The following is a 22703-nucleotide window of genomic DNA, read 5'->3' on the forward strand; positions in this document are numbered from 1 at the left end:
CGTGACCCTCCCGTCCCTCCCCGCCCTCTCGTCACTCGCACCGGCCGAGCGCCCCGACCTGCTGGCGCCCTCGGTGGCCGCGGTGCTGGCGGCCTGGCCGCACGCCGACGAGGTCGCCGTGGTGGAGATCGATCCGGCGATCGCCGACACGGCAGCGATGAGCGAGGCCTACGGACTCTCGCTGGAGACCGGCGCCAACTGCATCGTGGTCGCCGGCCGCCGCGACGGCATCGAGCGGATCGCCGCCTGCATGGTGCGCGCCGACACGAGGCTCGACGTGAACAACGCCGTGAAGCGACGGCTCGACGTGCGCAAGGCGTCCTTCCTCGCGATGGACCGGGCGACGGCCGAGTCCGAGATGGAGTACGGCGGCATCACGCCTGTCGGCCTGCCCGCCGAGTGGCGCCTGCTGATCGACGAGCGAGTGGTCGACATCGAGGTCGCGGTCATCGGGTCCGGCGTACGCCGCTCGAAGCTGCTGCTCCCCGGCCGCCTGCTCGCCGAGCTGCCGGGGGCCGAGGTGGTCGCCGGGCTCGCGACCTAGGGGGTGTCCTCGCCCCGCCAGGTGACGCCCTCACGGATGACCCTGGCCGGGGTGCCGGCGACCGCCGTGTGCGCGGGGACCTTCTGGCCACGGACCACCGACCGGAGCCCGACGACGCAGCCGTCGCCGATCTCCGCGTGCCCGGACACCACCGCCTCGCGGCAGAGCCAGACGTGCTCGCCGAGGCGGATGTGGGCGCCGAAGGGGTTGAGCCGCTCCCCCGTCTCCCGGTCCTCGAGGCGGTGCATGTCGTCGGTCGCGATGTAGACGCCGGCCGCCCAGAGCTGGTCCCACTCGGCGAACACCGAGCCGCCGTTGCGCGCGTCCACGACCGCACGCGAGGTGGCCACGACCTTGCCGACGAGGACGATCGAGGAGCCGCCGCCGCAGTAGAGCTCCGCGCACGACATGAAGGTGTCCGGGCCGATGAAGACCGTCGCGTCGTCGCCCCCGACCAGGAGCGAGGCGGCCGAGGTGATGTCGGTGCCCAGGACGATGAGGGCCCCGGAGAACGGGTAGAACACCATCGTCTCGAAGAGCTTCTCAGGGATCGGGAAGCCGGGTCGGGCGTAGAGGGCGTTGCCGTTCAGGTCCCACCACGCCGGCAGCGGGCCACCGCCGACCAGGCGTAGGTCGTGACGGTCGAGGATCTCGGCCGGGACGCCGAGCGAACGCAGCCGGACGCGGTGCTCCTCGGCGAGCGGTGCACCGAGGGACCAGGGCTGCGCGGACATGGGGAGTTTCTACCAGTCCGGGCTGGATACAGATCCGGGCATGACGCCTGATGAGGCACCGAGCTCGGGCCACGGCGACGGCCGCGACGAGACGGCAGCGGAGAGGATGGACCGCCTCTGGGACGACATCCTGCAGGAGCTGCGGGTGATGCAGACCGGCGCGCAGCTCTTCGCCGGCTTCCTGCTGACGCTGCCGTTCCAGAGCTCGTTCAGCGAGCTCGACGACTTCGGCACGGCGCTCTACCTGGGCATGGTCTCGCTCGCGGTCATCACCACCGCGCTCGTGATGACCGCCGTGGCGACCCACCAGCGCCTCACCGGCGAGCACGTGAAGGACCGCGTGGTCGCGGTCGGCCGCGGCGTGGTGCGCGCCGTGGTCGTCATGCTCGCGCTGATCCTCGTCGGCATCTCGGTGTTCGTCTTCGACGTCGTCGTGAACCGGACCGCCGCCCTCGTCGCCGGGGGCGTCGCGGCGGTCGTGCTGGCGACGCTGCTCCTGGTCGTCCCGGAGCTCCTCAGGCGGGTGCGCTAGACACCACGGCAGACCGGCCGTGCCGAAGCGGAGCCGGCCCACGAGTCGGTAGGTTCGGCACATGTTGCTCTCGATGCCCCTGCAGTACGCCGGCAACCCGCGCGAGACCGCCGACCAGGTCGCCGCCCTCGAGAAGGCTGGGCTCGACCAGGTCTGGGTCGCCGAGCCGTACGGCTTCGACGCCGTCAGCCTGATGGGCTACCTCGCCGCCAAGACCGAGACCGTCGAGATCGGCGCGGGCATCCTCAACATCTACAGCCGCACGCCGGGTGCCATGCTGCAGACGGCCGCGGGGCTCGACAACGTCTCCGGGGGCCGCGCGATCCTCGGTCTGGGCGCGAGCGGGCCGCAGGTCATCGAGGGGTTCCACGGCATGCCGTACGACAAGCCGCTCGCGCGCACCCGCGAGCTGATCGAGATCCTCCGGAAGGGCCTGCGCCGCGAGACGCTGTCCTACGACGGCAAGATCTTCACCCTGCCGCTGCCGGCCGACCAGGGGCTCGGACTCGGCAAGCCGCTGAAGCTGCTCAACAAGCCGGAGCGCGCCGACCTGCCGCTCTACGTCGCGGCGCTCGGCGACAACAACGTCGCGATGACCGCCGAGATCGCCGACGGGTGGCTGCCGTTCCTCTTCCTGCCCGAGAAGGCACAGGACGTCTGGGGCTCCGCGCTGGCCCGCGGCGCGGCGAAGCGGAGCGCCGACCTGGGACCCCTGCAGATCAGCGCCGGCGGCATGGTCGCCATCGGGGAGGACGTCAAGGGGCTGCTGGACTTCGCCCGCCCGATGTACGCCCTCTACGTCGGGGGCATGGGCGCCCGCGGGAAGAACTTCTACAACCAGCTCGCCCGCGACTACGGCTTCGAGGCCGAGGCCGAGGAGATCCAGGATCTCTACCTCGGCGGCAACAAGCGCGACGCCGAGACGAAGGTGCCGCTGGAGTGGCTCGACAAGGGCAACCTCGTGGGACCCGCGTCGTACGTCAAGGAGCGGATCCAGGCGTTCAAGGAGGCCGGCGTCACCTCGCTGCAGATCATTCCGGTCGGCGAGAACCCGGCGGCGATCGTCGAGCAGGTCAAGGAATGGATCTCCTGAGCAGGTTCTGTCACAAACCACTCTCCGGCGGTGTCGATAAGGAGATCGGGGAAAACCCCGATGCCTTATCAACGTAAAAAGTGCTGGAGTGGAGACATGCATCTCGCCGTTGCCGGAAAGCTCACCGGACCCGTCACCAAGTGGTTCGTCGCCGCCGCCGTGATCATCATCGGTCTCGGCGCCTGGATCCTGTTCGCGTCCAAGCTGTCAGACGTCCAGAACAACGAGGCCTCGTCGTGGCTCCCGAACACTGCCGAGTCGACGAAGGCGCTCAACAAGCTCGCGCCCTTCCAAAGCCAGAACGACATCCCCACCATCGTCGTCTACCACCGTGACGGCGGCCTGACCGCCGCGGACTTCTCGGCGATCTCCGACCAGGCGACCGAGATCGCCTCCATCGACGGCGTCGTCCCGGGCAAGAACGGCGCGCCCACGGTCGCCTTCCCCACCGACCCGGCGTCCGGTCAGCAACAGGGCCTCGTCTCCTCCGACGGCACCGTCGCCATGTCCGTGGTCACCTTCAACCTCGGCTCGGACGGCTGGAACAAGCTCCCGCCGGTGGCCGACAAGATCCGTGAGATCGCCGCGATCAGCGGCGTCGACGTCCACCTCGCCGGGCCCGGAGGCCAGGCCGCAGACTCGGCCGAGGCGTTCGCCGGCATCGACGGGACGCTGCTCTTCGCCGCGCTCGGCATCGTGATCGTCATCCTGCTGTTCACCTACCGCAGCCCGATCCTGTGGCTGCTGCCCATCATCTCGGCCGTGATGGCACTGGGGATCGCCGAGGCGATCATCTACGTGCTGGCCAAGAATGCGGGCCTCACGGTGAACGCCCAGAGCCAGGCCATCCTCAGCGTGCTCGTCATCGGTGCGGGCACGGACTACGCCCTGCTGCTCGTCGCCCGTTATCGCGAGGAGCTCAGACGGCACAAGGATCGCCACGAAGCGATGGCGTTCGCTCTGCACCGTGCCGCGCCGGCGATCATCGCGAGCGCGTCGACCGTCGCCATCGGCATGCTCGTGCTGCTGGTCGCCGAGATGAACTCGACGGCCGGCCTCGGACCAGTCGCGGCGATCGGCGTCGTCGTCACGCTGATCGTCATGCTGACGCTCCTGCCCGCCCTGCTGGTGATCGTCGGGCGCTGGGTCTTCTGGCCGGCTCGCCCGTCGTACGGCTCGGCGGAGCCGACCTCCACGGGCTTCTGGGCCAAGATCGGCAACCGGATCGCACCCCGGCCCCGCAAGGTCTGGACGATCACCGCGGTCGTCCTCGCCGTGGCGTGCCTCGGCCTGTTCGCGCTGGACACCGGCAACATCCCCACCTCCGACCAGTTCACCAAGACCACCGACTCGACGGTCGGCCAGCAGCTGCTCGAGGACCACGGTCTGACGAACAGCGCGACACCGATCCAGGTGGTCACGAACGACTCCTCCACCGACGCCGTCGTGGCGGCGATCAAGACCGTTCCGGGGATCGGCGACGTCAACTCCGACATCCCGTCGGTCAACGGGGTGAAGTACATCGAGATCACGCAGGGCGTCGAGCCCGCCAGCGACCAGGCAGCGGCCCAGGTCAAGGCGGTCCGCGCGGCCGTGCACCCGGTCCCGAGCGCCAACGCCCTGGTCGGAGGGACGGCCGCGATCTTCCTCGACACCGCCACTGCGTCCCACCGGGACAACGTCGTCATCGTCCCGCTGATCCTGTTGGTCGTGCTGCTCATCCTGCTGCTGTTGCTGCGGGCCGTGCTGTCGCCGGTGATCCTGATCGCCACCGTCGTGCTCTCCTACGGAGCGGCCCTGGGGATCTCGGCGCTGATCTTCAAGTACATCTACGGCTTCGACATGGCGGACTCGTCGTTCCCGCTGTTCGTGTTCGTGTTCCTGGTCGCGCTGGGCATCGACTACAACATCTTCCTGATGACCCGTGTCCGTGAGGAGACTGCGACGAAGGGCACCCGCCGTGGCTCGCTGGTCGCCCTCGCATCGACGGGTGGCGTGATCACCTCTGCGGGCCTGGTGCTGGCGGCGACGTTCGCCGTGCTCGGCACGTTGCCCGTGGTGTTCCTGGCCGAGCTCGCCACGGCCGTCGCGCTGGGCGTCATCATCGACACGATGATCGTCCGATCGGTGCTGGTCACCGCGATCAACCTCGACCTGGGCGGGACGATCTGGTGGCCGAGCCGGCTCGACCGGGCGCCCGTGGTCGCGGAGACCCCGGAGGCCGAGCGCGAGAGCGTGTAGCGACACGTCCGCCGCCACCACCGGCGGACGACCTGCGACGAGGCCGCGCACCCAAGGGCCCGGGATCCACGGATCCCGGGCCCTTGCGTTGCTCCTTGTTAACAATTCGGAAACCACCCCCGAGGGGTACTGGACGTGACCGCTGTCACTCGATATGTTGCCGCGGACAACAAACGGACCCCACCGTGTCTTCAGCCCACCAGCAAGGCGGGCTGACTGAGCCGACACGGCTGGGCCCCACCCGCAAGGAGGCGGTTCGCGTGAAGCGAATGCACAGCTTGGTACTCGTCGGCGCCATTGGCGCCGCTCTTTCGCTGAGCGCCTGTGGCTCCAGCGACAGCGGCGGCAACTCGGCCAGCGGCGGCGGCAGCTCGTCGTCGTCGAAGGCCGGCAAGATCGGCGTCATCCTGCCCGACACGAAGTCGTCGGTCCGCTGGGAGACGGCTGACCGGCCGGCTCTCGAAGCCGCGTTCAAGGCCGCGGGTGTCAGCTATGACATCCAGAACGCCGAGGGCGACGCGGACAAGATGACCCAGATCGCCGACAGCATGATGACGTCGGGCGTCACGGTCCTCGCGATCGTCAACCTCGACTCGGACTCGGGCGCTGCCATCGAGCAGAAGGCGAAGTCGCAGGGCGTCAAGACCATCGACTACGACCGCCTCACGCTGGGCGGCTCGGCCGACTACTACGTCTCGTTCGACAACACCAAGGTCGGCGAGCTGCAGGGCCAGGGCCTGGCCACCTGCCTGGGTAGCAAGCCGGCGAACATCATCTACCTCAACGGTTCGCCGACCGACAACAACGCCACCCTCTTCGCCGCGGGCGCGCACAGCGTCCTCGACAAGATGAGCAACTACAAGGTCGTCGGCGAGCAGGCCGTCCCGGACTGGGACAACGACAAGGCCGTCACGATCTTCGAGCAGCTCTACACCGCCGCAGGCGGCAAGGTCGACGGCGTCCTCGCCGCCAACGACGGTCTGGGTGGCTCGGCCATCTCGATCCTCGAGAAGAACCACGTCGCGGGCAAGGTCCCGGTCACCGGCCAGGACGCCACCGTCGAGGGTCTGCAGAACATCCTCGCCGGCACGCAGTGCATGACGGTCTACAAGTCCGCCAAGGAAGAGGCCGGCGCGCTGGCCGACGCCGCGATCGCACTGAGCAAGGGCGAGAAGGCCCAGACCACGGGCACGACCAAGGACTCCACGGGCAACCGCGACGTCCCGTCGATCCTGCTCACCCCGAAGGCCATCACCAAGGCGAACGTCAACGACGTCATCGCCGACGGTGGCCAGACGAAGGCCGACGTCTGCGCGGGCAAGTACGCCCAGATGTGCACCGCCGCTGGCATCTCCTGATCCAGCAACCAGCTTCATCAGGGACTGACACCCGGGCCGTCGGCGACGGCGGCCCGGGTGGCACCCCGCAGCATTCGTTGTTCCGAACAACTAAACGTTTCACATCACTACCCGAAGAGGTCTCCCATGACGCAGCCGCTGCTCGAGCTCCGCGGTGTCAACAAGAGCTTCGGTGTGGTCCACGTCCTTCATGACGTCGACTTCGCCGTGTATCCCGGTCAGGTCACCGCATTGGTCGGCGACAACGGCGCCGGCAAGTCCACCCTCGTCAAGATCATCGCCGGCATCTACGGCCGCGACTCTGGCGAGTTCCTGTTCGACGGCCAGCCCGTCAACGTGCACAGCCCTCGTGACGTCGCCGCACTCGGTGTCGAGGTCGTCTACCAGGACCTCGCGCTGTGCGACAACCTCGACATCGTCCAGAACATGTTCCTCGGCCGCGAGGAGAAGAAGGGCATCGCGCTGGACGAGGTGGACATGGAGTCCCGCGCCCGCGAGACGCTCGCCTCCCTGTCGGTGCGCACCGTGAAGTCGGTGCGCCAGAGCGTCGCCAGCCTCTCCGGCGGCCAGCGCCAGACCGTCGCCATCGCCAAGGCCGTCCTCTGGAACTCGAAGGTCGTCCTCCTCGACGAGCCGACCGCCGCGCTCGGCGTCGCCCAGACGCGCCAGGTCCTCGACCTCGTCCGCCGGCTCGCCGACCGCGGCCTCGGCGTCGTCTTCATCTCGCACAACATGACCGACGTGTTCGAGGTGGCCGACCGCATCGTGCCGCTCTACCTCGGCCGTGTCGCCGCCGACGTCCCGGCCAAGGACGTGAACCACCAGCAGGTCGTCGAGCTCATCACGGCCGGTCGGTCCGGGAGCCTCGGCATCGCCGAGAGCACCGCGACCGCCTGACCTCGGCCGAGCCGTCACAACAAGAAGGACTTACTCCCATGAGCATCGGATCTGAGCAGGCTCCCTCCGGCGGCTCGCCGCAGGTGGCCGACAGCGACTTCGCAGGGGACAACCGCTCGGCGGCCACCCTCGGCGACGCCTTCCGCGACTACGTCAACCGCGTCCGGGGCGGCGACATGGGCTCCCTGCCCGCCATCCTCGGCCTCCTCGTCCTGTTCGTCATCTTCACTCTCGCGAACGACAAGTTCCTGACCACCAACAACCTCGCGAACCTGATGACGCAGTCCGCGTCGATCTGCGTCCTCGCGATGGGCCTCATCTTCGTCCTGCTGCTCGGCGAGATCGACCTGTCGGCCGGTGTCGCCGGCGGCGTGTCCGCGGGCTGCACCGGCTTGCTGATGGTCGACCACGGCCAGAGCTGGTGGATCGCCGTCATCGTCGGCCTCGCGGTCGGCGCCGTCATCGGCTTCGTCATCGGCCTGCTGGTCGCCTGGCTCGGCATCCCGTCGTTCGTCGTGACGCTCGCCTTCTTCCTCGGCCTGCAAGGCGTCCAACTCAAGCTGATCGGCGACGGCGGCTCCATCCGCATCGACGACAACGTGATCCGCGGGCTGAGCATCCACAACGTGCCGGTCTGGCTCGGTTGGACCGCCGCGATCGTGTTCGTGATCGCCTTCGCCGCCATCAGCCTGATGACGTACCGCACCCAGGTCGCCAAGAACCTGGCGCACCCGCCGTTCGCCCTCGTCGTGATCCGCATCGTCGGCTTCGCCGTCATCATCCTGGGCGTCACGGCGCTGCTGAACTCCAACCACAGCGCCAACCCGGTCTTCCCGATCAAGGGCATCCCGTGGGCCCTCCCGGTCGTCGCGTTCTTCCTGCTCCTGTGGACCTTCGTCCTCAGCAAGACCGGCTACGGCCGCCACCTCTACGCGGTCGGCGGCAACGCCGAGGCCGCACGACGAGCGGGCATCAACGTGCGCGGCCTCCGGGTCTCCGCGTTCATCATCTGCTCCACGATGGCCGGCGTCAGCGGCATCCTCGCGGCGTCCTACGCCGGCAAGGTCTCCCCCGGCTCCGGCGCGGGCAACACCCTGCTGTACGGCGTCGCGGCCGCCGTCATCGGCGGCACCAGCCTCTTCGGCGGCCGTGGCCGTGCCCTGGACGGCGTTCTCGGTGGCGTCGTGATCGCGACGATCCCGAACGGCCTCGGCCTGCTCAACCAGGCGTCCTGGATCAACTTCGTCGTGACCGGAGCCGTCTTGCTGCTGGCCGCGAGCGTCGACGCGATCTCCCGCCGCCGGCGTTCCGCCGCCGGCGTCTGAGGCACCGGAGAAGGCACAGGAAGACGACAGGAAGGCCATCATGCGCGCGCCGCGGCGGGTCGGGACCGGCACCAATCAGGAGGCCGTCCGCCGTCACAACCTCGGGACTGTGCTGCGGCACGTGCACCGGGCGGGTCAGCTCTCACGAGCCGAGCTGACCCGCCGGATGGGCCTCAACCGATCCACCATCGCGGCGCTCGCCAGCGAGCTCGAGACGCTCGGCATCACCGAGCACTCGGGCCCGTCGGAGGAGCGCCAGGGGGCCGGACGGCCCTCGACCGGCGTGCGGCTCGCGGCCTCGGGGCCGTACGTCATCGCGGTCGACCTCACCGTCGACCGCGCCACCGTGGCGCGCGTCGGGCTGGGCGGACGCATCCAGCAGCGAGCGCACGCCGCCACGACTGGGCTCGGCGAGGCGTGGCAGGTGGGTGCGGCCGTCGCCACGCTCATCCGCCGGGTCGTCGCGGACGCCCCACCGTCGGCCCCGCTCGTCGGGATCGGGATCGCGGTGCCCGGCCTCGTACGCCGCGGCGACGGGCTCATCCGGCTCGCGCCCAACCTCGAGTGGCACGACGTGTCGTTCAGCTCGGTCGTGCTCGCCGCCCTCGGCGTCGAGATCCCGATCGTGGTCGCCAACGACGCCGACCTCGGCGCTCTCGCCGAGCACGAGCGGGGTGCCGGCGTCGGGATCGACGACCTCGTCTACATCTCCGGGCAGGTCGGCGTCGGCGCGGGCATCATCGCCGGCGGACACCCGCTCGAGGGCGTCGGGGGGTACGCCGGCGAGGTCGGCCACCTCCGCTTCGACCCGAACGGCCTCCCCTGCCACTGCGGCAGCGTGGGCTGCTGGGAGACGGCGGTCGGCGGCCACGCGATCGCGAGCGCCATCGGCTGGTCGCCCGAGAAGGTCTCCCAGCTGCCCGAGCATCTCGAGTCGCTCACGTCCGCGTCGCGCGAGCTGCGCGGGATCGGCAGCGACATCGGCCGCGGGCTCGCCTCGATCGTCAACGCGTTCAACCCGCAGCTGGTCGTGCTCGGCGGCTACTTCGGGTCGCTCTACCCGCTCGTGCGCGACGAGATCCTGAGCGGGCTCTCCGGCGCCGCTCTGAGCGCCGCGGTCGACTCGGTCACGCTCTCGGTCCCCGCGCTGGGCGACGACGCCGTTCTTCTCGGCGCGGCCGAGGCCGCGCTCGAACCCCTCCTCGTCGACCCGGTCGGGTCCATCGGGGCGGCTCTGCTCGACGTACCTGCGCGGCTCGCCGGCTGACCCGAGACGTCAATCCCCACGGCTCGAGACGTCAATCCGTAGGGGCCGAGACGTCAATCCCTGAGGCTCGAGAAGTCAATCCCTACGGCTCGAGACGCCAATCCGACTCTCGGTCCTCAGCGGATCGACCTCTCGGTTCTCAGCGGATCGACCTCTCGGACCGTGGGGATTGACGTCTCGGACCGTTGGGGATTGACGTCTCGGACCGTGGGGATTGACGTCTCGGACCGTGGGGATCGACGTTTCGGACCGTGGGGATCGACGTTTCGGACCGCGGGGATTGACGTTTCGGACCGTGGGGATTGACGTCTCGGCGTCAGGCGAGTTCCAGCTCCCCCGCGAACACGTCGGTGAACGACTGCTCGGCCGCGCCGATCGCGGCAGCCTCGATGCCGAGCGTGGACAGCCGCAGCTCGGGGCGGTGCTGCGCGGACGACGCCAGACGCGCGTCGAGCGCGGCGCGGGCCGGCGCGAGGACGAGCTCGCCGAGCGGCACGAAGTAGCCGCCGAGCACGATCACGGCCGGATCGAGCACGGAGGTGAGCATCGCCAGGCCGAGGCCGACATCGCGACCGACGGCCTCGAGCGCGGCGGCGACCTGCGCGTCCGTGACTGCGGCAGCCGCGACCGCGGCCGCCGTCGACAGCGGCGTCTCGAGCTCGGGCAGACCGACCTTGGCGAGCACGGCATGGAGGCCGATCGACGCCTCCCAGCAGCCGCGGCGGCCGCAGCCGCACAGGGCGGTCGAGTCGCCGATGGGCATGTGGCCGACCTCGCCCGCGAAGCCCACGGCACCGCGCATCAGCTCGCCGCGGTCCACGATCCCGGCACCGATGCCGACGGTGCCGGTGAGATAGAGCGCGTGCTCGGTGTCGGTGGCGGCGCCGTGGTGCGCCTCGGCGTACGCCGCGCAGTTGGCGTCGTTGAGGATGCGCACCGGGCAGCCGAGCACCCGCTCGACGTGCGCGGCGAGGTCGTCGCCGGACAGGTCCATGTTGGGCGCCCAGTCGATGGTGCGGTTGTCCCCGCGCACCAGCGCCGGCACCGCGACGGTGCCGGAGACGAGCGTCTCGCCGCCGCCGGTGACCTCGTCGCGGGCCCAGGCGGCGAGCGCGAGCAGGGCGTCGACGTCACCCGCCGACGTCACCGGCCGGGTCGCGCTGAGTCGTACGTCGCCGGCCAGGTCGAGCACCGCGACGGCGACGTAGTCGACGTTGAGCTCGAGTCCCAGCCCGAGGAACCGGCGGCCCGAGAGGGCGACGGGGGTGCCGGGGCGGCCGCGGCCGGTGACGACCGGCCCCGCGCGCTCGGTCTCGGTGACGGCGCCCGCCGCGTCGAGACCGGCCACGATCACCCCGACGGTGGCCTTGGCGAGGCCGGTGCGCTTGGCCAGCTCGGCCCGGGTGGCCGGGCCGAGCTGGCGCAGGCTGCGCAGCACGATCGACGTGTTCCGCCGCCGGAGCCCCTCGGTGGAGGCCGGCCGGTCAGCGGTCGTCGTCATGGGCGTGGAGACTAGTCCTGGTCGGGCAGGTCAGCGGACGCCGTACAGGTGCTCGAGCGCGAGCTGGTCGAGCTTCTCGACCGCTGCACCCTGGGCGCCCAGGACCTCCGGGTCGGGCAGCTGCCACTCGAGCAGCTGCTGCCAGCCCTCGCCCTCCCCGAGCGTCGGCCGGGCGAGCTCGGGCAGCTTCGCGACCTCGAGTGCGGCCTTCACCTCCGGGTCGGCGCGGAACGCCTTCACCTTCTCGCGCAGGATGAGGTAGTTGCGGATGTTCGCCTCGGCCGTGGCCCAGACGCCGTCCTCGTCCTCGATGCGCGAGGGCTTGTAGTCGAAGTGGACCGGGCCGTCGTAGCCACCGGCGAGGAGGGTGTCGACCACCCAGAACGCGCCGCGGACGTTGCCGGCGCCGAAGCGCAGGTCCTGGTCGTACTTCGGGCCGTTCTGGCCGTTGAGGTCGATGTGGTAGAGCTTGCCCGACCACAGCGCCTGGGCGTAGCCGGCCGCGGCGTTGAGCCCGGCCATCTCCTCGTGGCCGATCTCCGGGTTCACGCCGACCAGCTCGGGACGCTCCAGCTCGTTGATGAACGCCAGCGCGTGACCGATGGTGGGCAGGAGGATGTCGCCGCGGGGCTCGTTGGGCTTGGGCTCGATGGCGAACCGGATGTCGTAGCCCTGGTCGACCACGTACTGGCCCAGGATGTCGAAGGCCTCCTTCATCCGGTCGAGCGCGACGCGGGTGTCCTGCGACGCGCCGAACTCGGCACCCTCGCGACCGCCCCACGCCACGTAGATCTTGGCGCCGAGCTCGGCGGCCAGGTCGACGTTGCGCATGACCTTGCGCAGCGCGTAGCGACGGATGTCGCGGTTGTTGTTGCTGAAGGCGCCCGCCTTGAAGATCGGCTGCGAGAAGAGGTTGGTGGTCGCGGTGGTGACCACCAGGCCGGTGTCGGCCAGGCCCTTCTTGAAACGCTCGATGATCTTGTCGCGCGTCGCGTCGTCGCTGCCGAACGGGATGACGTCGTCGTCGTGGAAGTTCACGCCGTACGCGCCGATCTCGGCCAGCTTCTCCAGCGCGTGGACGGTGTCCATCGGCGGGCGGGTCGCGGTGCCGAACGGGTCGACACCCTGCCAGCCGACGGTCCACAGACCGAAGGAGAACTTGTCCTCGGGCTTGGGGGCGGGGATCTCGATGCTCATCGTTGGGTGCCTCTCTCGTGGTGGGTCGTGCTCAGTTCGTCGGAATGGTCAGGCGTCACGCACGGCCGCATAGGCCTCGCGTACGCCGGGGGTCGGCTCGGCCTCGAGCGTCTCGGCGCCCGTCAGCGGCCACTGCGGCAGTGCCCCGGAGAGCGCCCACGCCGCCTGGCGGGCGGCCCCGCGGGCGACGTACTCGCCCGACGGCGGGAGCACGACCGGTCGGCCGAGGATGGCCGGAGCCAGGGCGCGTACGGCGGCCGACCTGGTCGCACCGCCGACCATGAGGATGCGTCGCGGCTCCTGTCCGGTCGAGCCGACCACGAGGTCGACCGCGTCCGCGAGCGAGCAGAGCAGCGCCTCGAAGGCGGCCCGGGCCAGGTCCTCACGCGTCGTGCGCGGGGTGAGGCCGGTCCAGGTGCCGGTGGCGTCCGGGCGGTTCGGGGTCCGCTCGCCGCCGTAGTAGGGAAGGAAGGTGACGCCGTTGGCGCCGGCGGGTGCGGCCAGGGCGAGCCGAGCGAGCTCGTCGTGGTCGACGCCGAGCCACCTCCCTTGGAGATCGAGGATCTGGGCGGCGTTGATGGTGGTCGCCATCGGCAGGTAGCCGCCGGCGGCGTCCGCGAAGCCGGTGACCGCACCGCTGCCGTCGGCGACGGGCACGGCGCTGACCGTCGAGGCGACGCCGGAGGTGCCGATCGAGACGAGCACGTCGCCGGGCTCGAGGCCCATGCCCAGGGCGGCGGCGGCGTTGTCGCCCGTGCCGCCGGCGATCGGCACGCCCGCGGAGGTCTCGCCGCCGAAGGCGCCCGGCTCGACGAGGCGCGGGAGCGCGACCTCGTGACCGATGGCGGCGGCCGCCAGGTCGGGGCGCCACTCCCCCTTCGACGTGGCGAAGTAGCCGGTGCCCGACGCGTCGCCGCGGTCGGTGAAGGCGGCCGTCCCCGGCGCGGCGACGTGGCGCAAGACGTAGTCGTGCGGCAGGAGCACCTCGGAGACGCGCGCGGCGTGCTCGGGCTCGTGGTCGCGGACCCAGCGCAGCTTGCTCGCGGTGAACGACGCGACCATGACGCTGCCGATGACGTCGGCGCAGGCCTGCGGTCCGCCGAGCTCCTCGATCAGGTCGCGGGCCTCCTGCGCGGAGCGGGTGTCGTTCCACAGCAGGGCGTCGCGCACCGGCTCGCCGGCCGTGTCGAGGGCGACCATGCCGTGCTGCTGACCGCCCACGGAGACCGCCTCGGCACGCGCGAGGAGCGGCCCGGCGGCCTCGTCGAAGGCGGCCAGCCACGCGCGCGGGTCGACCTCGGTGCCGGCCGGATGGGGAGCGGTCCGCTGCTCGACGACGGTGCCGTCCGCGGCGTCGACGAGCAGGGCCTTGGTGGACTGCGTGGAGGAGTCCACGCCCAGGACGTACGTCACATCGACTATTAAGTACGAGTCTCGAACGAAAGTCAACCGGTCCAGGCCCCACATGGCGACAACGCGCATGCCGCGCGCCATGATGGAGACCGCAGAAGAGTCCGACGTACCCGAGCGCGAGAGGACACGTCATGACCGAGGAACGTGAGACGTACGGCGACTACAGCGTCGACGACGAGGACCAGCCCGGCGCCGAGGACGACGGTGTGCCTGGGGACGTCGAGGACGAGCTCGACCGCGGCTACTCACCTCCGGAGCGCTACTCCACCGACTACGGCAACACGCCGTGGGAGGAGGAGCACCGCGAGTCGATCGACCAGCGGATGCGGCAGGAGGTCCCGGAGCCCGACCCGTACGCCGAGTCGGCGCCCGGAGCCGGCGATGCCACCGAGGACGACGAGTACCTCGACGACGGCGAGGTCGGCGACCGACGCGCCGGCCGCCTGGTCGACCCCGACCAGGGCTTCGGCGAGGACATCGAGAAGGACCTGGTCGGCGAGGACGTCGGCATCGACGGAGGCGCGGCGTCGGCCGAGGAGGCCGCGATGCACGTCGTGCCGGACGACGACTGGGACCAGTAAGTAGGTCCCGACCGCGCATATCCGCGGTAGCGCTCGGTTACCGAGGCGCTACGAAGCCCCGCGTCCTGCCGGGGCGAGAGAGTGGAGGGAACGATGGCGTTTCTTTTGTGGATCCTCGCGGTCATCCTGGTCATCGCGGGCATCGTCAGCCTGGTTCGCGGGTCGATCCTGTGGGGCATCGTGCTGATCATCGTCGGCCTGGCCGTTGGGCCGGGTGGCTACAGCATCTTCAAGTAGCACCCGTTCCCCGTCGAGGGGCTCCGCCTTCGGGCGGGGCCCCTCGTCGCGTCATGGCAGGATCGGGGCGTGTACGTCCCCCGCTTCAACTCCCTCACCGACGAGGTCGAGGTACGCCGCCTGGTGGCCACCGTCGGCGCCGGTGAGCTGATCACCGCCGGCCCGGACGGCTACCCGCTGGCCACCCGACTCCCCCTGGTGTGGGACGGCGACCGCGTGCTGCTGCACATGGCCTGGGCCAACCCGCACTGGCGCTCGGTCGCCGCGTCGACACCGGCGCTCCTGGTCGTGACGGGCCCGGAGGCCTACGTCTCGCCCGGCTACTACACCTCGAAGGCCGAGCACGGCCGCGTGGTGCCGACCTGGAACTACAGCGCGGTCCACCTCACCGGCCGGCTGACGGTGCGGACCGACCACGACTGGCTGCGGGCGCAGGTCGGGCACCTGACCGACACCATGGAGTCCGGGAGACCGCACCCCTGGTCGGTCGACGACGCCCCCGCGGCGTACGTCGACCAGCAGCTGAAGGCGATCGTCGGCCTCGAGCTGGCCGTCGAACGGGTGGAGGGCAAGGTCAAGCTCAGCCAGAACCGCTCCGAGGAGGACCGTGCCGGCGTCGTCGCCGGCCTGCGCGCCACCGGCCTGCGTCGCGACGCGGACGTCGCCGAGGCGATGGAGCGCCTGCCCGGCGACTGACCTCACGCCGCCGAGGTCGTCGAGTACGCCGTCGCGTCGCCCGTTCGGGGGGTCGAGGGCACGCCGTCGATGCTCACCGGCACGTCGCCGGCCACGGTGATGCGGTGCAGCAGCCGCTTGTGGTCGCCGTAGTCCGCGACGCCGTAGTGCTGGGTGGCGCGGTTGTCCCAGATCGCGACGTCGCCGGGCGACCAGTTCCAGCGGACCGTGTTCTCGAGCTTGGTGACGTGGTGCTGCAGCAGCTGGAAGAGCGCGTCCGACTCCCGGCTGCTCAGGCCGACCAGTCGCTTCACGAAGTGGCCGAGCACGAGCACGCGCTCCCCCGTCTCCGGATGCACCCGCACGACGGGATGCTCGGTCTCGAAGAGCTGCGAGCGGAACTCGTCGCGGTAGCCCTGCTCCTTCACGTCGATCCCGCCGATGCGCTGCTCGTCGCGCTCGGCGACGTAGTCGTAGACGTTGCTGTGCACCGCCCAGAGTCGCTCGACCAGGGCCTGCAGAGCAGGGTGCAGGTCGGCGTACGCCGCGGCCGTGTTGGCCCACACCGTCGTTCCGCCGTACGGCGGCAGCGTGACCGCCCGCAGGACGCTGATGGCCGGGATGCGGTCGACGAAGGTCACGTCGGAGTGCCAGCTGTTGGCCTTGCCGTGGTCGGAGTCGATCGGCAGGACCGCGTGCTCGTCACCCCGCACCGTCGGATGCGGCGCCGTCGGCGTGCCGAGCAGGCGCGCGAAGGCGTGCTGCCCGCCGTCGTCGAGGTGTCCTGACCGGAGAAGAAGACGACCTTGTGCTCCAGCAGCGCTCGGCGGATCGCGGAGACGACGTCTGGCGCGAGCTCTCCGCCCAGGCGGACGCCGTCGATCCGGGCGCCGATCCTTTCGCCGGCCTTCGCGACGACGATCCGACCGTCCTGCGTGGTCGCGGGCCGGGTCTCGGTGATGGTCATGGGGATCCTTTCGGGGAGGGAGAGGGCGACGACTGCCCACCCATCAGACCTGAAAGGATCGTTAATGTCTAGTATTTCAGTGGTTTTACAACTACATGGTCGTGCTCAGCGACGTCATACGGGGTGGTCGCTGTCGCAACCACCCCGTATGACGCGCGGGTCACTCCCACTCGATGGTGCCCGGCGGCTTGCTGGTGATGTCGACCGTGACGCGGTTGACCTCGCGCACCTCGTTGGTGATCCGCGTGGACATCCGCTCGAGCACGTCGTACGGAAGGCGGGCCCAGTCGGCGGTCATCGCGTCCTCGGACGTGACCGGCCGCAGCACGACCGGGTGGCCGTACGTCCGTCCGTCGCCCTGCACGCCCACGGACCGTACGTCGGCCAGCAGGACGACCGGGAACTGCCAGATGTCGCGGTCGAGACCGGCCCGCGTGAGCTCCTCGCGGGCGATCGCGTCGGCCTCGCGGAGGATGTCGAGCCGCTCGCGGGTGACCTCGCCGATGATCCGGATGCCGAGGCCGGGACCGGGGAACGGGTGCCGCCAGACGATCTCGGGCGGCAGGCCGAGCTGCTCTCCGACCAGCCGCACCTCGTCCTTGAACAGCGTGCGCAGCGGCTCGACCAGCTCGAACTCGAGGTCCTCGGGGAGGCCACCGACGTTGTGGTGCGACTTGATGTTGGAGGTGCCCGCTCCGCCGCCGGACTCGACCACGTCGGGGTAGAGCGTCCCCTGGACGAGGAACTTCACCGTGGTGCCCGCGGGGGCGGACTTCATGATGTCGGCCTCGGCGGCCTCGAAGGTCCGGATGAACTCGCGGCCGATGATCTTGCGCTTCGTCTCCGGGTCGGTGACGCCGGCGAGCGCGTCGAGGAACTGCTTCTCGGCGTCGACCACGACCAGGCGCGTCCCCGTCGCAGCCACGAAGTCGCGCTCGATCTGCTCGGTCTCGTCCTTGCGCATGAGCCCGTGGTCGACGTACACGCAGGTGAGCCGGTCGCCGATCGCCTTCTGCACGATCGCCGCGGCGACCGCGGAGTCGACGCCGCCCGAGAGGCCGCAGATCGCTCGCCCGTCGGTGCCGATCTGCTCGCGGATGCGGTCGATCTGCTCCTCGGCGATGTTGCCGATCGTCCAGGTCTGACGGCACCCGGCGATGTCCCAGAGGAAGTGCTCCAGGACGCGCTGACCGTGCTCGGAGTGCAGCACCTCGGGGTGCCACTGGACGCCCGCCATCCCGGCGGGGACGTTCTCGAAGGCCGCGACCGGGGTCGACTCGGTGGTCGCCAGGACCTCGAAGCCCTCCGGGGCGGCGGTGACGGAGTCGCCGTGCGACATCCACACGTTGTGCTGGCTCGGGATGCCGCCGAGCAGCGTGCCCGCGTGGCCGACGGTGACCGGCGTGCGACCGTACTCGCGCGCGCCGGTCGCGGCGACGGTGCCGCCGAGGCCCTGCGCCATCAGCTGGAAGCCGTAGCACATGCCGAAGACAGGCGTCCCGGCTCGGAAGATCGCGGCGTCGATGGTCGGCGCACCGGGCTCGTAGACCGAGGACGGCCCGCCGGACAGGATGATCGCCTTCGGCTGCTTCTCCAGCATCTCCTCGACCGGCATCGAGTGCGGCACGATCTCGGAGTAGACGCGCGCCTCACGCACGCGGCGCGCGATCAGCTGCGCATACTGCGCCCCGAAGTCGACGACGAGGACGAGGTCATGCTCTGCCGTTGCTGGGGCGGCGTCAGTCATGGCGGAAGTCTATCGGCGCTGCGCCTTCCCCCCGGATCCGGCACAGCCCGGATCGGCTCAGGCCGATGCCTGCGGGGCCGCGGCCAGGACCTCCTCGACCACGGCGCGTACGTCGGCGTCGGTGGTGCGGTGGTTGGTGACGCAGGCGCGCAGCACGAACCGCCCGTGCACTGTCGCGTTGGACAGGTAGACCCGGCCCCGCGCGTTGACCCGTTCCAGGATCGCGGCGTTCACCTCGTCCGCCTCGGACGGGTCGCCTCCGACCCAGCGGAAGCAGACCGCGGACAGCGGACCGGGTGCGACCCGCTCGAGGGTCGGCTCCGCCTCGACCAGCCGGGCCAGCAGGCGGGCGTGCCCGATGTTGCCGGCGATGGACTCCCGGAAGGCCGCGAAGCCGTGGTAGCGCAGCGAGAGCCACAGCTTGAGGGCCCGCACCCGCCGGGAGAGCTCGATCGTCTCCTCGAAGAACACCTGCCCCTCCACCGGGTCGGCGCTGAGCGACGCGGCGTAGTCGTCCGTGAGCGAGAACGCCCGCCGCGCCGCGGCCGGGTCGCGGTAGAGCAGCACGCTGCAGTCCAGCGGCTGGTAGAGCCACTTGTGAGCGTCCAAGGACAGCGAGTCCACGTCCGCCAGCCCCTCGAACAGCTCGGGCTCGACGAGGGCTGCGGCGACGCCGTACGCACCGTCGACGTGGACCCACAGGTCCTCGGCCCGGGCGACCTCGACGATCGCCGCGATCGGGTCCACCGCCCCGGAGACGATGGTGCCGCCGTTGGCGACGACCGCGATCGGCGTACGCCCCGCTGCTCGGTCGGCGGCGATGGCGGCCCGCAGGGCCGCCGGGTCGAGGCGCAGGTCGGCGTCGGCCGGGATGAGGCGCAGGTTGTGCCGGCCCAGACCCAGCAGCGCGACCGCCTTCCCCATCGACATGTGGGTCTCGGTCGAGGCGTAGACGACTCCGCCCGCCGATCCGGACTCGTTGGCCGGCGCCTTCGCCTCACGGGCCATGGCCAGCCCCATGAGGTTCGCCAGTGAGCCGCCGCTGGTCAAGGTCCCCGAGAAGCCCGAGCAGCCGAGTGCCTCGGCCAGCCAGCCGATCACGGTGCGCTCGATCACCGCGGTGGCCGGTCCCGAGCGCCACGCGGTCGCGTTCTGGTTGAGGACCGACGCGAAGAAGTCGCCCAGGGCGGCCACCGGCTCCCCTGAGCCCATCACGTAGCCGAAGAAGCGGCCGTTGCCGACCCGGCTGTGCTCGGCCACCTGCCTCAGCCCGTCCAGCGCGGAGGCCCCGAGCCCCTGCTCGGGAGCGGGGCCGGCGAACCGGCGCAGGCTCTCCTCCCCCGTCGTGGCGGGGCGGATCGGCGCCGAGTCCAGCCGCTCGAGGTGACGGACGGCCTCGGCGCCGACGACGCGGAGCAGCGCGGCGAACTCGTCGGTGGCGATGTCGAGCGGGGGCCGGGCCGGGGAAGGGGCCGGGGACGGGGCCGGGGACGGGGTCTGGGTCACCTCGGCATCCTCGCAGCCGGCGAAGGCGGTTGGTGGGGAACGTCACGTGGGAGCACACTGACCACATGGCCGATGCAGTCGTCGCGGTCGTCGCCGAGATGCAGAGGCGCCTCGACGCGCTGCCCGCCGACCAGGAGCAGCTCGGCGACTTCCTCGGGACCTACCTGCGCACGACGCTGGCGGTCGGGAAGGCGGTCGACGGCGGGCTCTTCGAGGACGCGGAGTGGGTGGCGCGCTGGGACGTGGCGTTCGCCGAGCTCTACGTCGACGCGTTGGACGCGCACCTGTCGGGGGGTACGCCGTCACGACCCTGGCGTCTCGCGTTCGACGCGCCGGCAGCCCTGCCCGCACTCCGGCGGGTGCTGCTCGGGATCAACGCACACGTCAACTACGACCTGCCCCAGGCGCTCCTCGCGGTCATCTCCGACCACGACTTCGGCGATCCGGCGCTGATGGCACGGCGCCGCCGCGACCACGAGCGGATCGACGGCGTGCTCGCGAACCGGGTGGCCGCCGAGGACGACGAGCTGGCCGCGCGGTCGGCCCGCTCGCTGCTCGACCGCGTGCTCCAGCCGCTCAACCGGGTCGCTTCGCGGCGCTTCCTGCGCGAGGCCCGGCTCAAGGTGTGGCACAACACCGAGGAGCTCCAGCGTGCTCGGGCCGCCGGCCCCACGGCGTACGACGAGCGGCTGGGCGAGCTCGAGGTCCTCAGCGCCGCGCGCGTCGCCGACCTGCTCGCCCCGGGCCAGGTCCTGCTCCGGCTGGCGGTCGCTGGCTTCGGGGTCACCCTGCCACCGGCCCGATGACGAGAAGCGTGACGCGGCGGATGGCTCAGAGCGCGGGCGCCCTGACGCGTCCCCGACGCTCGTGGCTCATCCAGAGATAGCCGGAGCCCGCCAACGTCAGCGGGACGCCGACGAGCAGAGGCCACGTGAACGCGCGCCCCGCGATCATCTCGTCGCGCGCCCGGAAGGCTGCGAGCAGCATCAGCACGAGCATCAGCACCTCGACCTGGAGCATCACCCTGATCGAGGTCCAGCGCGCGTCCCGCCACGCACCGAGCCCGGCGCAACCGAGGCAGAAGACGGCGCCGACCACCCGGCACGTCAACGGGGTCAACGGCCACGGCCAGTGGCCGATCACCGCCGACGGCACCAGGAACATGAGCACGCCCTGCACCAGGGCGAGCAGGCCGACGAGGCCCACAGCGGTCCGCTCGGCAGGGCTCAGCATGACGTCGCCGGGGGCCGCCGGGGCGGCGTACCGCCGGTTGGCGAGCCACGCCCCGATCACGGCGAACGGTGCGGTGAAGTAGAGCCCGGCCCACAGCCAGAAGGAGACGTGGTGATGCAGGAACCGGTCCCAGTGCAGCACGGTCGCGACACCGAGCAACCCGGCGAAGGTGGTGACGGCGAGGAATCCCGCGCCGACACGGTGCCACTGACGCTCGCCGGCGACGAGCAGGAAGAAGTAGGCGCCGCCGACGTAGGCCGACGCCAGCACCATCGACGTCATCGTCGCGGGGATCTGCCAGGCCCAGAGCCGCCCGGTGTGGGTCGGGAACAGGTAGAGGATCACGAACGCGACGAGCAGGAAGGGCGTGATGAACAGCGCCAGGCCACGCGTGAACGGCAGCACGCGGTCGTCCCGAGGGAACGTACGGCGCGCATCCATCACAGCCCTCGGCTCAGTACTCGCCCTTGATCACGAAGAACGAGCCGCGGATCGTGCCGGCCAGCTTCGACTTCTGCCGCGCGAACTTGAAGCGCGTCGCGAGCTCCTCGGGGACGTCCATCCCGTCGGAGAGCTTGAACCCGACCGCACGCTTGCCGCCGTCCGCGATGGTGTACATCACGTTGATCGACAGGCCCGACTCGTAGAAGACGTACGCCATCCGGATCCCGTCGACCTCGAACGCCGTCGCCTCGAGCGGCTTCGACTCGATCACGAGGTCGCGCTCCTCGGCGAGGATGCGATGCACCCGGTCGACGACCTCCGTCGCCTCGGCGGCGGGCTCGACCGTGAAGACGTGGTCGTACTTGTTCTTGAAGTAGCGAGCCTCGTTGGCCCGCAGCCCGGCCAGGGCGTCCGCGACGGGCGAGGACTCCAGCCCGATCGTGGACACGTCCTCGAAGTCGACGGCGTACGACACAGCTACCTCCCGGGTCACGGTCTGACGACGCCACCGTAGCGGCCCGCCCACCGCCGGCGTCAGCCCCCTGCGGGGCCGGTCGGCTGCGCCGGCGAGGGCGGATCGGTGAACGCGTGCAGGACGCGGTCGCCATCGCTGCGCGCGACGCCGGGGACGAGGTTGACCAGGGCGTCGACGACAGCGAGCAGGCCGGCCCAGGCGAACGGCGTGCCGAAGGACGTGCTCACGTTGAAGTAGGCCAGCCCGATCAGTCCGCTGGCGATCGGGCCGCTCAACGCGACCAGGCTCTCGGCGGCCGCCTTGTCACCCAGCGACCCCGGGCGGGCCCCCTCGATCTGCATCGCTGCGCCGGCCTTGAGCACGAGGCGGAGCGGGCGGCGGTGGAACGCCAGGCCTGCGAGGGCGTGTCCGAGCTCGTGGAACAGCGCGGCCGCGAGCGCGAGCGCGGTGAAGGCAGCGGCGTTCACGGCGATGCCGCCGAGGTCGACATGGCCGCCCGCGACGGCCGCGACGGTGCCCGCGACGGCGTACGCCGCGAGCAGCGTCATCCACGACCACCGGATCTCTATCTGGAATCGCCCGAGCTGCACCGTGGCCCCGAGATTGGCTGAGCGTCGATCAGCACCACGACCCATAGAAGAAATGTGCCCCGGATCGGGAGATGGCAACCCGCCCGTTTTGGGTATCCATCGTCACGGTGTGATCCGTGCGGGTGCCGGATCGACCTCGGCGGCTG

At 70.7% G+C, this 22703-nt stretch carries 22 protein-coding genes; 12 read left to right on the forward strand and 10 right to left on the reverse strand.

What is annotated here, in order from left to right:
* Position 1: 1 nt before the first annotated feature.
* On the forward strand, positions 2-544 hold the full coding sequence (locus tag ABD205_RS13910; RefSeq protein WP_425573015.1) for a YbaK/EbsC family protein: 543 nt from the start codon (positions 2-4) through the stop codon (positions 542-544).
* Here ABD205_RS13910 and ABD205_RS13915 read toward each other — a convergent pair.
* Positions 541-1278 (reverse strand): acyltransferase, encoded by a 738-nt coding sequence (locus ABD205_RS13915; protein WP_344045615.1) that lies wholly within the window; start codon positions 1276-1278, stop codon positions 541-543. The genes ABD205_RS13910 and ABD205_RS13915 overlap by 4 nt on opposite strands.
* 40 nt (positions 1279-1318) lie before the next feature.
* Here ABD205_RS13915 and ABD205_RS13920 point away from each other — a divergent pair, with 40 nt between their 5' ends.
* The 7 genes from ABD205_RS13920 to ABD205_RS13950 all read left to right on the forward strand — a co-directional run bounded on the left by ABD205_RS13920 (position 1319) and on the right by ABD205_RS13950 (position 9991).
* Positions 1319-1810 carry a DUF6328 family protein gene (locus tag ABD205_RS13920; RefSeq protein WP_344045617.1) on the forward strand — a complete coding sequence of 164 codons (492 nt, stop codon included), beginning with the start codon at positions 1319-1321 and terminating at the stop codon, positions 1808-1810.
* 61 nt (positions 1811-1871) lie between these two features.
* Positions 1872-2903, forward strand: a complete 1032-nt coding sequence (locus ABD205_RS13925) for an LLM class F420-dependent oxidoreductase (RefSeq protein WP_344045619.1) — start codon at positions 1872-1874, stop codon at positions 2901-2903.
* A 96-nt stretch (positions 2904-2999) separates the two neighbouring features.
* A complete protein-coding gene (locus tag ABD205_RS13930; RefSeq protein WP_344045621.1) occupies positions 3000-5144 on the forward strand; it encodes an MMPL family transporter in 2145 nt (714 codons plus the stop codon).
* Between the two features lie 269 nt (positions 5145-5413).
* The gene (locus ABD205_RS13935) at positions 5414-6502 is read left to right on the forward strand and encodes a sugar ABC transporter substrate-binding protein (RefSeq protein ID WP_344045896.1); all 1089 of its coding nucleotides are present in this window, start codon (positions 5414-5416) and stop codon (positions 6500-6502) included.
* A 126-nt stretch (positions 6503-6628) separates the two neighbouring features.
* Positions 6629-7399 carry an ATP-binding cassette domain-containing protein gene (locus ABD205_RS13940; RefSeq protein WP_344045623.1) on the forward strand — a complete coding sequence of 257 codons (771 nt, stop codon included), beginning with the start codon at positions 6629-6631 and terminating at the stop codon, positions 7397-7399.
* A gap of 38 nt (positions 7400-7437) precedes the next feature.
* On the forward strand, positions 7438-8724 hold the full coding sequence (locus tag ABD205_RS13945; protein WP_344045625.1) for a sugar ABC transporter permease: 1287 nt from the start codon (positions 7438-7440) through the stop codon (positions 8722-8724).
* 40 nt (positions 8725-8764) lie between these two features.
* Entirely contained in the window at positions 8765-9991 is a 1227-nt protein-coding gene (locus ABD205_RS13950) for an ROK family protein (protein WP_344045627.1), read from the forward strand.
* A 316-nt stretch (positions 9992-10307) separates the two neighbouring features.
* Here ABD205_RS13950 and ABD205_RS13955 read toward each other — a convergent pair whose 3' ends face one another.
* From ABD205_RS13955 to xylB, 3 genes are read right to left on the reverse strand one after another with little or no spacing between them, the layout of a single operon-like run.
* Complete coding sequence (locus tag ABD205_RS13955) at positions 10308-11492, reverse strand: ROK family protein (RefSeq protein WP_344045629.1); 1185 nt, start codon at positions 11490-11492, stop codon at positions 10308-10310.
* Positions 11493-11522: 30 nt separating this feature from the next.
* Complete coding sequence (gene xylA / locus ABD205_RS13960) at positions 11523-12689, reverse strand: xylose isomerase (protein WP_344045631.1); 1167 nt, start codon at positions 12687-12689, stop codon at positions 11523-11525.
* Positions 12690-12737: 48 nt separating this feature from the next.
* A complete protein-coding gene (gene xylB, locus ABD205_RS13965; protein WP_344045633.1) occupies positions 12738-14102 on the reverse strand; it encodes a xylulokinase in 1365 nt (454 codons plus the stop codon).
* A gap of 131 nt (positions 14103-14233) precedes the next feature.
* Here xylB and ABD205_RS13970 point away from each other — a divergent pair, with 131 nt between their 5' ends.
* The 3 genes from ABD205_RS13970 to ABD205_RS13980 all read left to right on the forward strand — a co-directional run bounded on the left by ABD205_RS13970 (position 14234) and on the right by ABD205_RS13980 (position 15616).
* A complete protein-coding gene (locus ABD205_RS13970; RefSeq protein WP_344045635.1) occupies positions 14234-14683 on the forward strand; it encodes a DUF5709 domain-containing protein in 450 nt (149 codons plus the stop codon).
* Between the two features lie 93 nt (positions 14684-14776).
* A complete protein-coding gene (locus tag ABD205_RS13975) occupies positions 14777-14920 on the forward strand; it encodes a GPGG-motif small membrane protein (RefSeq protein WP_344045637.1) in 144 nt (47 codons plus the stop codon).
* 69 nt (positions 14921-14989) lie between these two features.
* Positions 14990-15616 (forward strand): FMN-binding negative transcriptional regulator, encoded by a 627-nt coding sequence (locus ABD205_RS13980; RefSeq protein ID WP_344045639.1) that lies wholly within the window; start codon positions 14990-14992, stop codon positions 15614-15616.
* A 2-nt stretch (positions 15617-15618) separates the two neighbouring features.
* Here ABD205_RS13980 and ABD205_RS13985 read toward each other — a convergent pair whose 3' ends face one another.
* From ABD205_RS13985 to ABD205_RS13995, 3 genes are all read right to left on the reverse strand, one after another.
* Positions 15619-16602: a TauD/TfdA dioxygenase family protein gene (locus ABD205_RS13985; protein ID WP_344045641.1), complete on the reverse strand. Its 984-nt coding sequence runs from the start codon at positions 16600-16602 to the stop codon at positions 15619-15621.
* Positions 16603-16722: 120 nt separating this feature from the next.
* Entirely contained in the window at positions 16723-18309 is a 1587-nt protein-coding gene (gene guaA, locus ABD205_RS13990; RefSeq protein WP_344045643.1) for a glutamine-hydrolyzing GMP synthase, read from the reverse strand.
* Between the two features lie 57 nt (positions 18310-18366).
* Positions 18367-19815: a pyridoxal phosphate-dependent decarboxylase family protein gene (locus ABD205_RS13995; protein WP_344045645.1), complete on the reverse strand. Its 1449-nt coding sequence runs from the start codon at positions 19813-19815 to the stop codon at positions 18367-18369.
* Between the two features lie 65 nt (positions 19816-19880).
* On the opposite strand from ABD205_RS13995, the gene ABD205_RS14000 reads away from it, so the two are divergent.
* A complete protein-coding gene (locus ABD205_RS14000) occupies positions 19881-20621 on the forward strand; it encodes a DUF5995 family protein (protein WP_344045647.1) in 741 nt (246 codons plus the stop codon).
* Between the two features lie 25 nt (positions 20622-20646).
* Here ABD205_RS14000 and ABD205_RS14005 read toward each other — a convergent pair whose 3' ends face one another.
* Genes ABD205_RS14005 through ABD205_RS14015 form a run of 3 tightly spaced genes read right to left on the reverse strand, consistent with a single transcriptional unit; the run spans position 20647 to position 22515 of the window.
* On the reverse strand, positions 20647-21489 hold the full coding sequence (locus ABD205_RS14005; RefSeq protein ID WP_344045649.1) for a hypothetical protein: 843 nt from the start codon (positions 21487-21489) through the stop codon (positions 20647-20649).
* A gap of 13 nt (positions 21490-21502) precedes the next feature.
* Positions 21503-21967, reverse strand: coding sequence for a phage tail protein (locus tag ABD205_RS14010; RefSeq protein WP_344045897.1), 465 nt, complete (start codon positions 21965-21967; stop codon positions 21503-21505).
* Between the two features lie 59 nt (positions 21968-22026).
* Complete coding sequence (locus tag ABD205_RS14015; protein ID WP_344045651.1) at positions 22027-22515, reverse strand: zinc metalloprotease; 489 nt, start codon at positions 22513-22515, stop codon at positions 22027-22029.
* Between the last annotated feature and the right edge of the window lie 188 nt (positions 22516-22703).

Origin of the sequence: Nocardioides panacihumi (assembly GCF_039530925.1) — a bacterium.
Classification (GTDB): domain Bacteria; phylum Actinomycetota; class Actinomycetes; order Propionibacteriales; family Nocardioidaceae; genus Nocardioides; species Nocardioides panacihumi.

What these genes read in the sequence shown, in the direction of transcription:
- ABD205_RS13950 (WP_344045627.1), top strand. Translation starts at nt 8,765, where the DNA reads ATGCGCGCGCCGCGGCGGGTCGGGACCGGCACCAATCAGGAGGCCGTC.
- ABD205_RS13920 (WP_344045617.1), top strand. Translation starts at nt 1,319, where the DNA reads ATGACGCCTGATGAGGCACCGAGCTCGGGCCACGGCGACGGCCGCGAC.
- xylA (WP_344045631.1), bottom strand. Translation starts at nt 12,689, where the DNA reads ATGAGCATCGAGATCCCCGCCCCCAAGCCCGAGGACAAGTTCTCCTTC.
- ABD205_RS13935 (WP_344045896.1), top strand. Translation starts at nt 5,414, where the DNA reads ATGCACAGCTTGGTACTCGTCGGCGCCATTGGCGCCGCTCTTTCGCTG.
- ABD205_RS14000 (WP_344045647.1), top strand. Translation starts at nt 19,881, where the DNA reads ATGGCCGATGCAGTCGTCGCGGTCGTCGCCGAGATGCAGAGGCGCCTC.
- ABD205_RS13915 (WP_344045615.1), bottom strand. Translation starts at nt 1,278, where the DNA reads ATGTCCGCGCAGCCCTGGTCCCTCGGTGCACCGCTCGCCGAGGAGCAC.
- ABD205_RS14005 (WP_344045649.1), bottom strand. Translation starts at nt 21,489, where the DNA reads ATGGATGCGCGCCGTACGTTCCCTCGGGACGACCGCGTGCTGCCGTTC.
- guaA (WP_344045643.1), bottom strand. Translation starts at nt 18,309, where the DNA reads ATGACTGACGCCGCCCCAGCAACGGCAGAGCATGACCTCGTCCTCGTC.
- ABD205_RS13970 (WP_344045635.1), top strand. Translation starts at nt 14,234, where the DNA reads ATGACCGAGGAACGTGAGACGTACGGCGACTACAGCGTCGACGACGAG.
- ABD205_RS13925 (WP_344045619.1), top strand. Translation starts at nt 1,872, where the DNA reads ATGTTGCTCTCGATGCCCCTGCAGTACGCCGGCAACCCGCGCGAGACC.
- ABD205_RS13975 (WP_344045637.1), top strand. Translation starts at nt 14,777, where the DNA reads ATGGCGTTTCTTTTGTGGATCCTCGCGGTCATCCTGGTCATCGCGGGC.
- ABD205_RS13945 (WP_344045625.1), top strand. Translation starts at nt 7,438, where the DNA reads ATGAGCATCGGATCTGAGCAGGCTCCCTCCGGCGGCTCGCCGCAGGTG.
- ABD205_RS13940 (WP_344045623.1), top strand. Translation starts at nt 6,629, where the DNA reads ATGACGCAGCCGCTGCTCGAGCTCCGCGGTGTCAACAAGAGCTTCGGT.
- ABD205_RS13930 (WP_344045621.1), top strand. Translation starts at nt 3,000, where the DNA reads ATGCATCTCGCCGTTGCCGGAAAGCTCACCGGACCCGTCACCAAGTGG.
- ABD205_RS14015 (WP_344045651.1), bottom strand. Translation starts at nt 22,515, where the DNA reads ATGACGCTGCTCGCGGCGTACGCCGTCGCGGGCACCGTCGCGGCCGTC.
- ABD205_RS13955 (WP_344045629.1), bottom strand. Translation starts at nt 11,492, where the DNA reads ATGACGACGACCGCTGACCGGCCGGCCTCCACCGAGGGGCTCCGGCGG.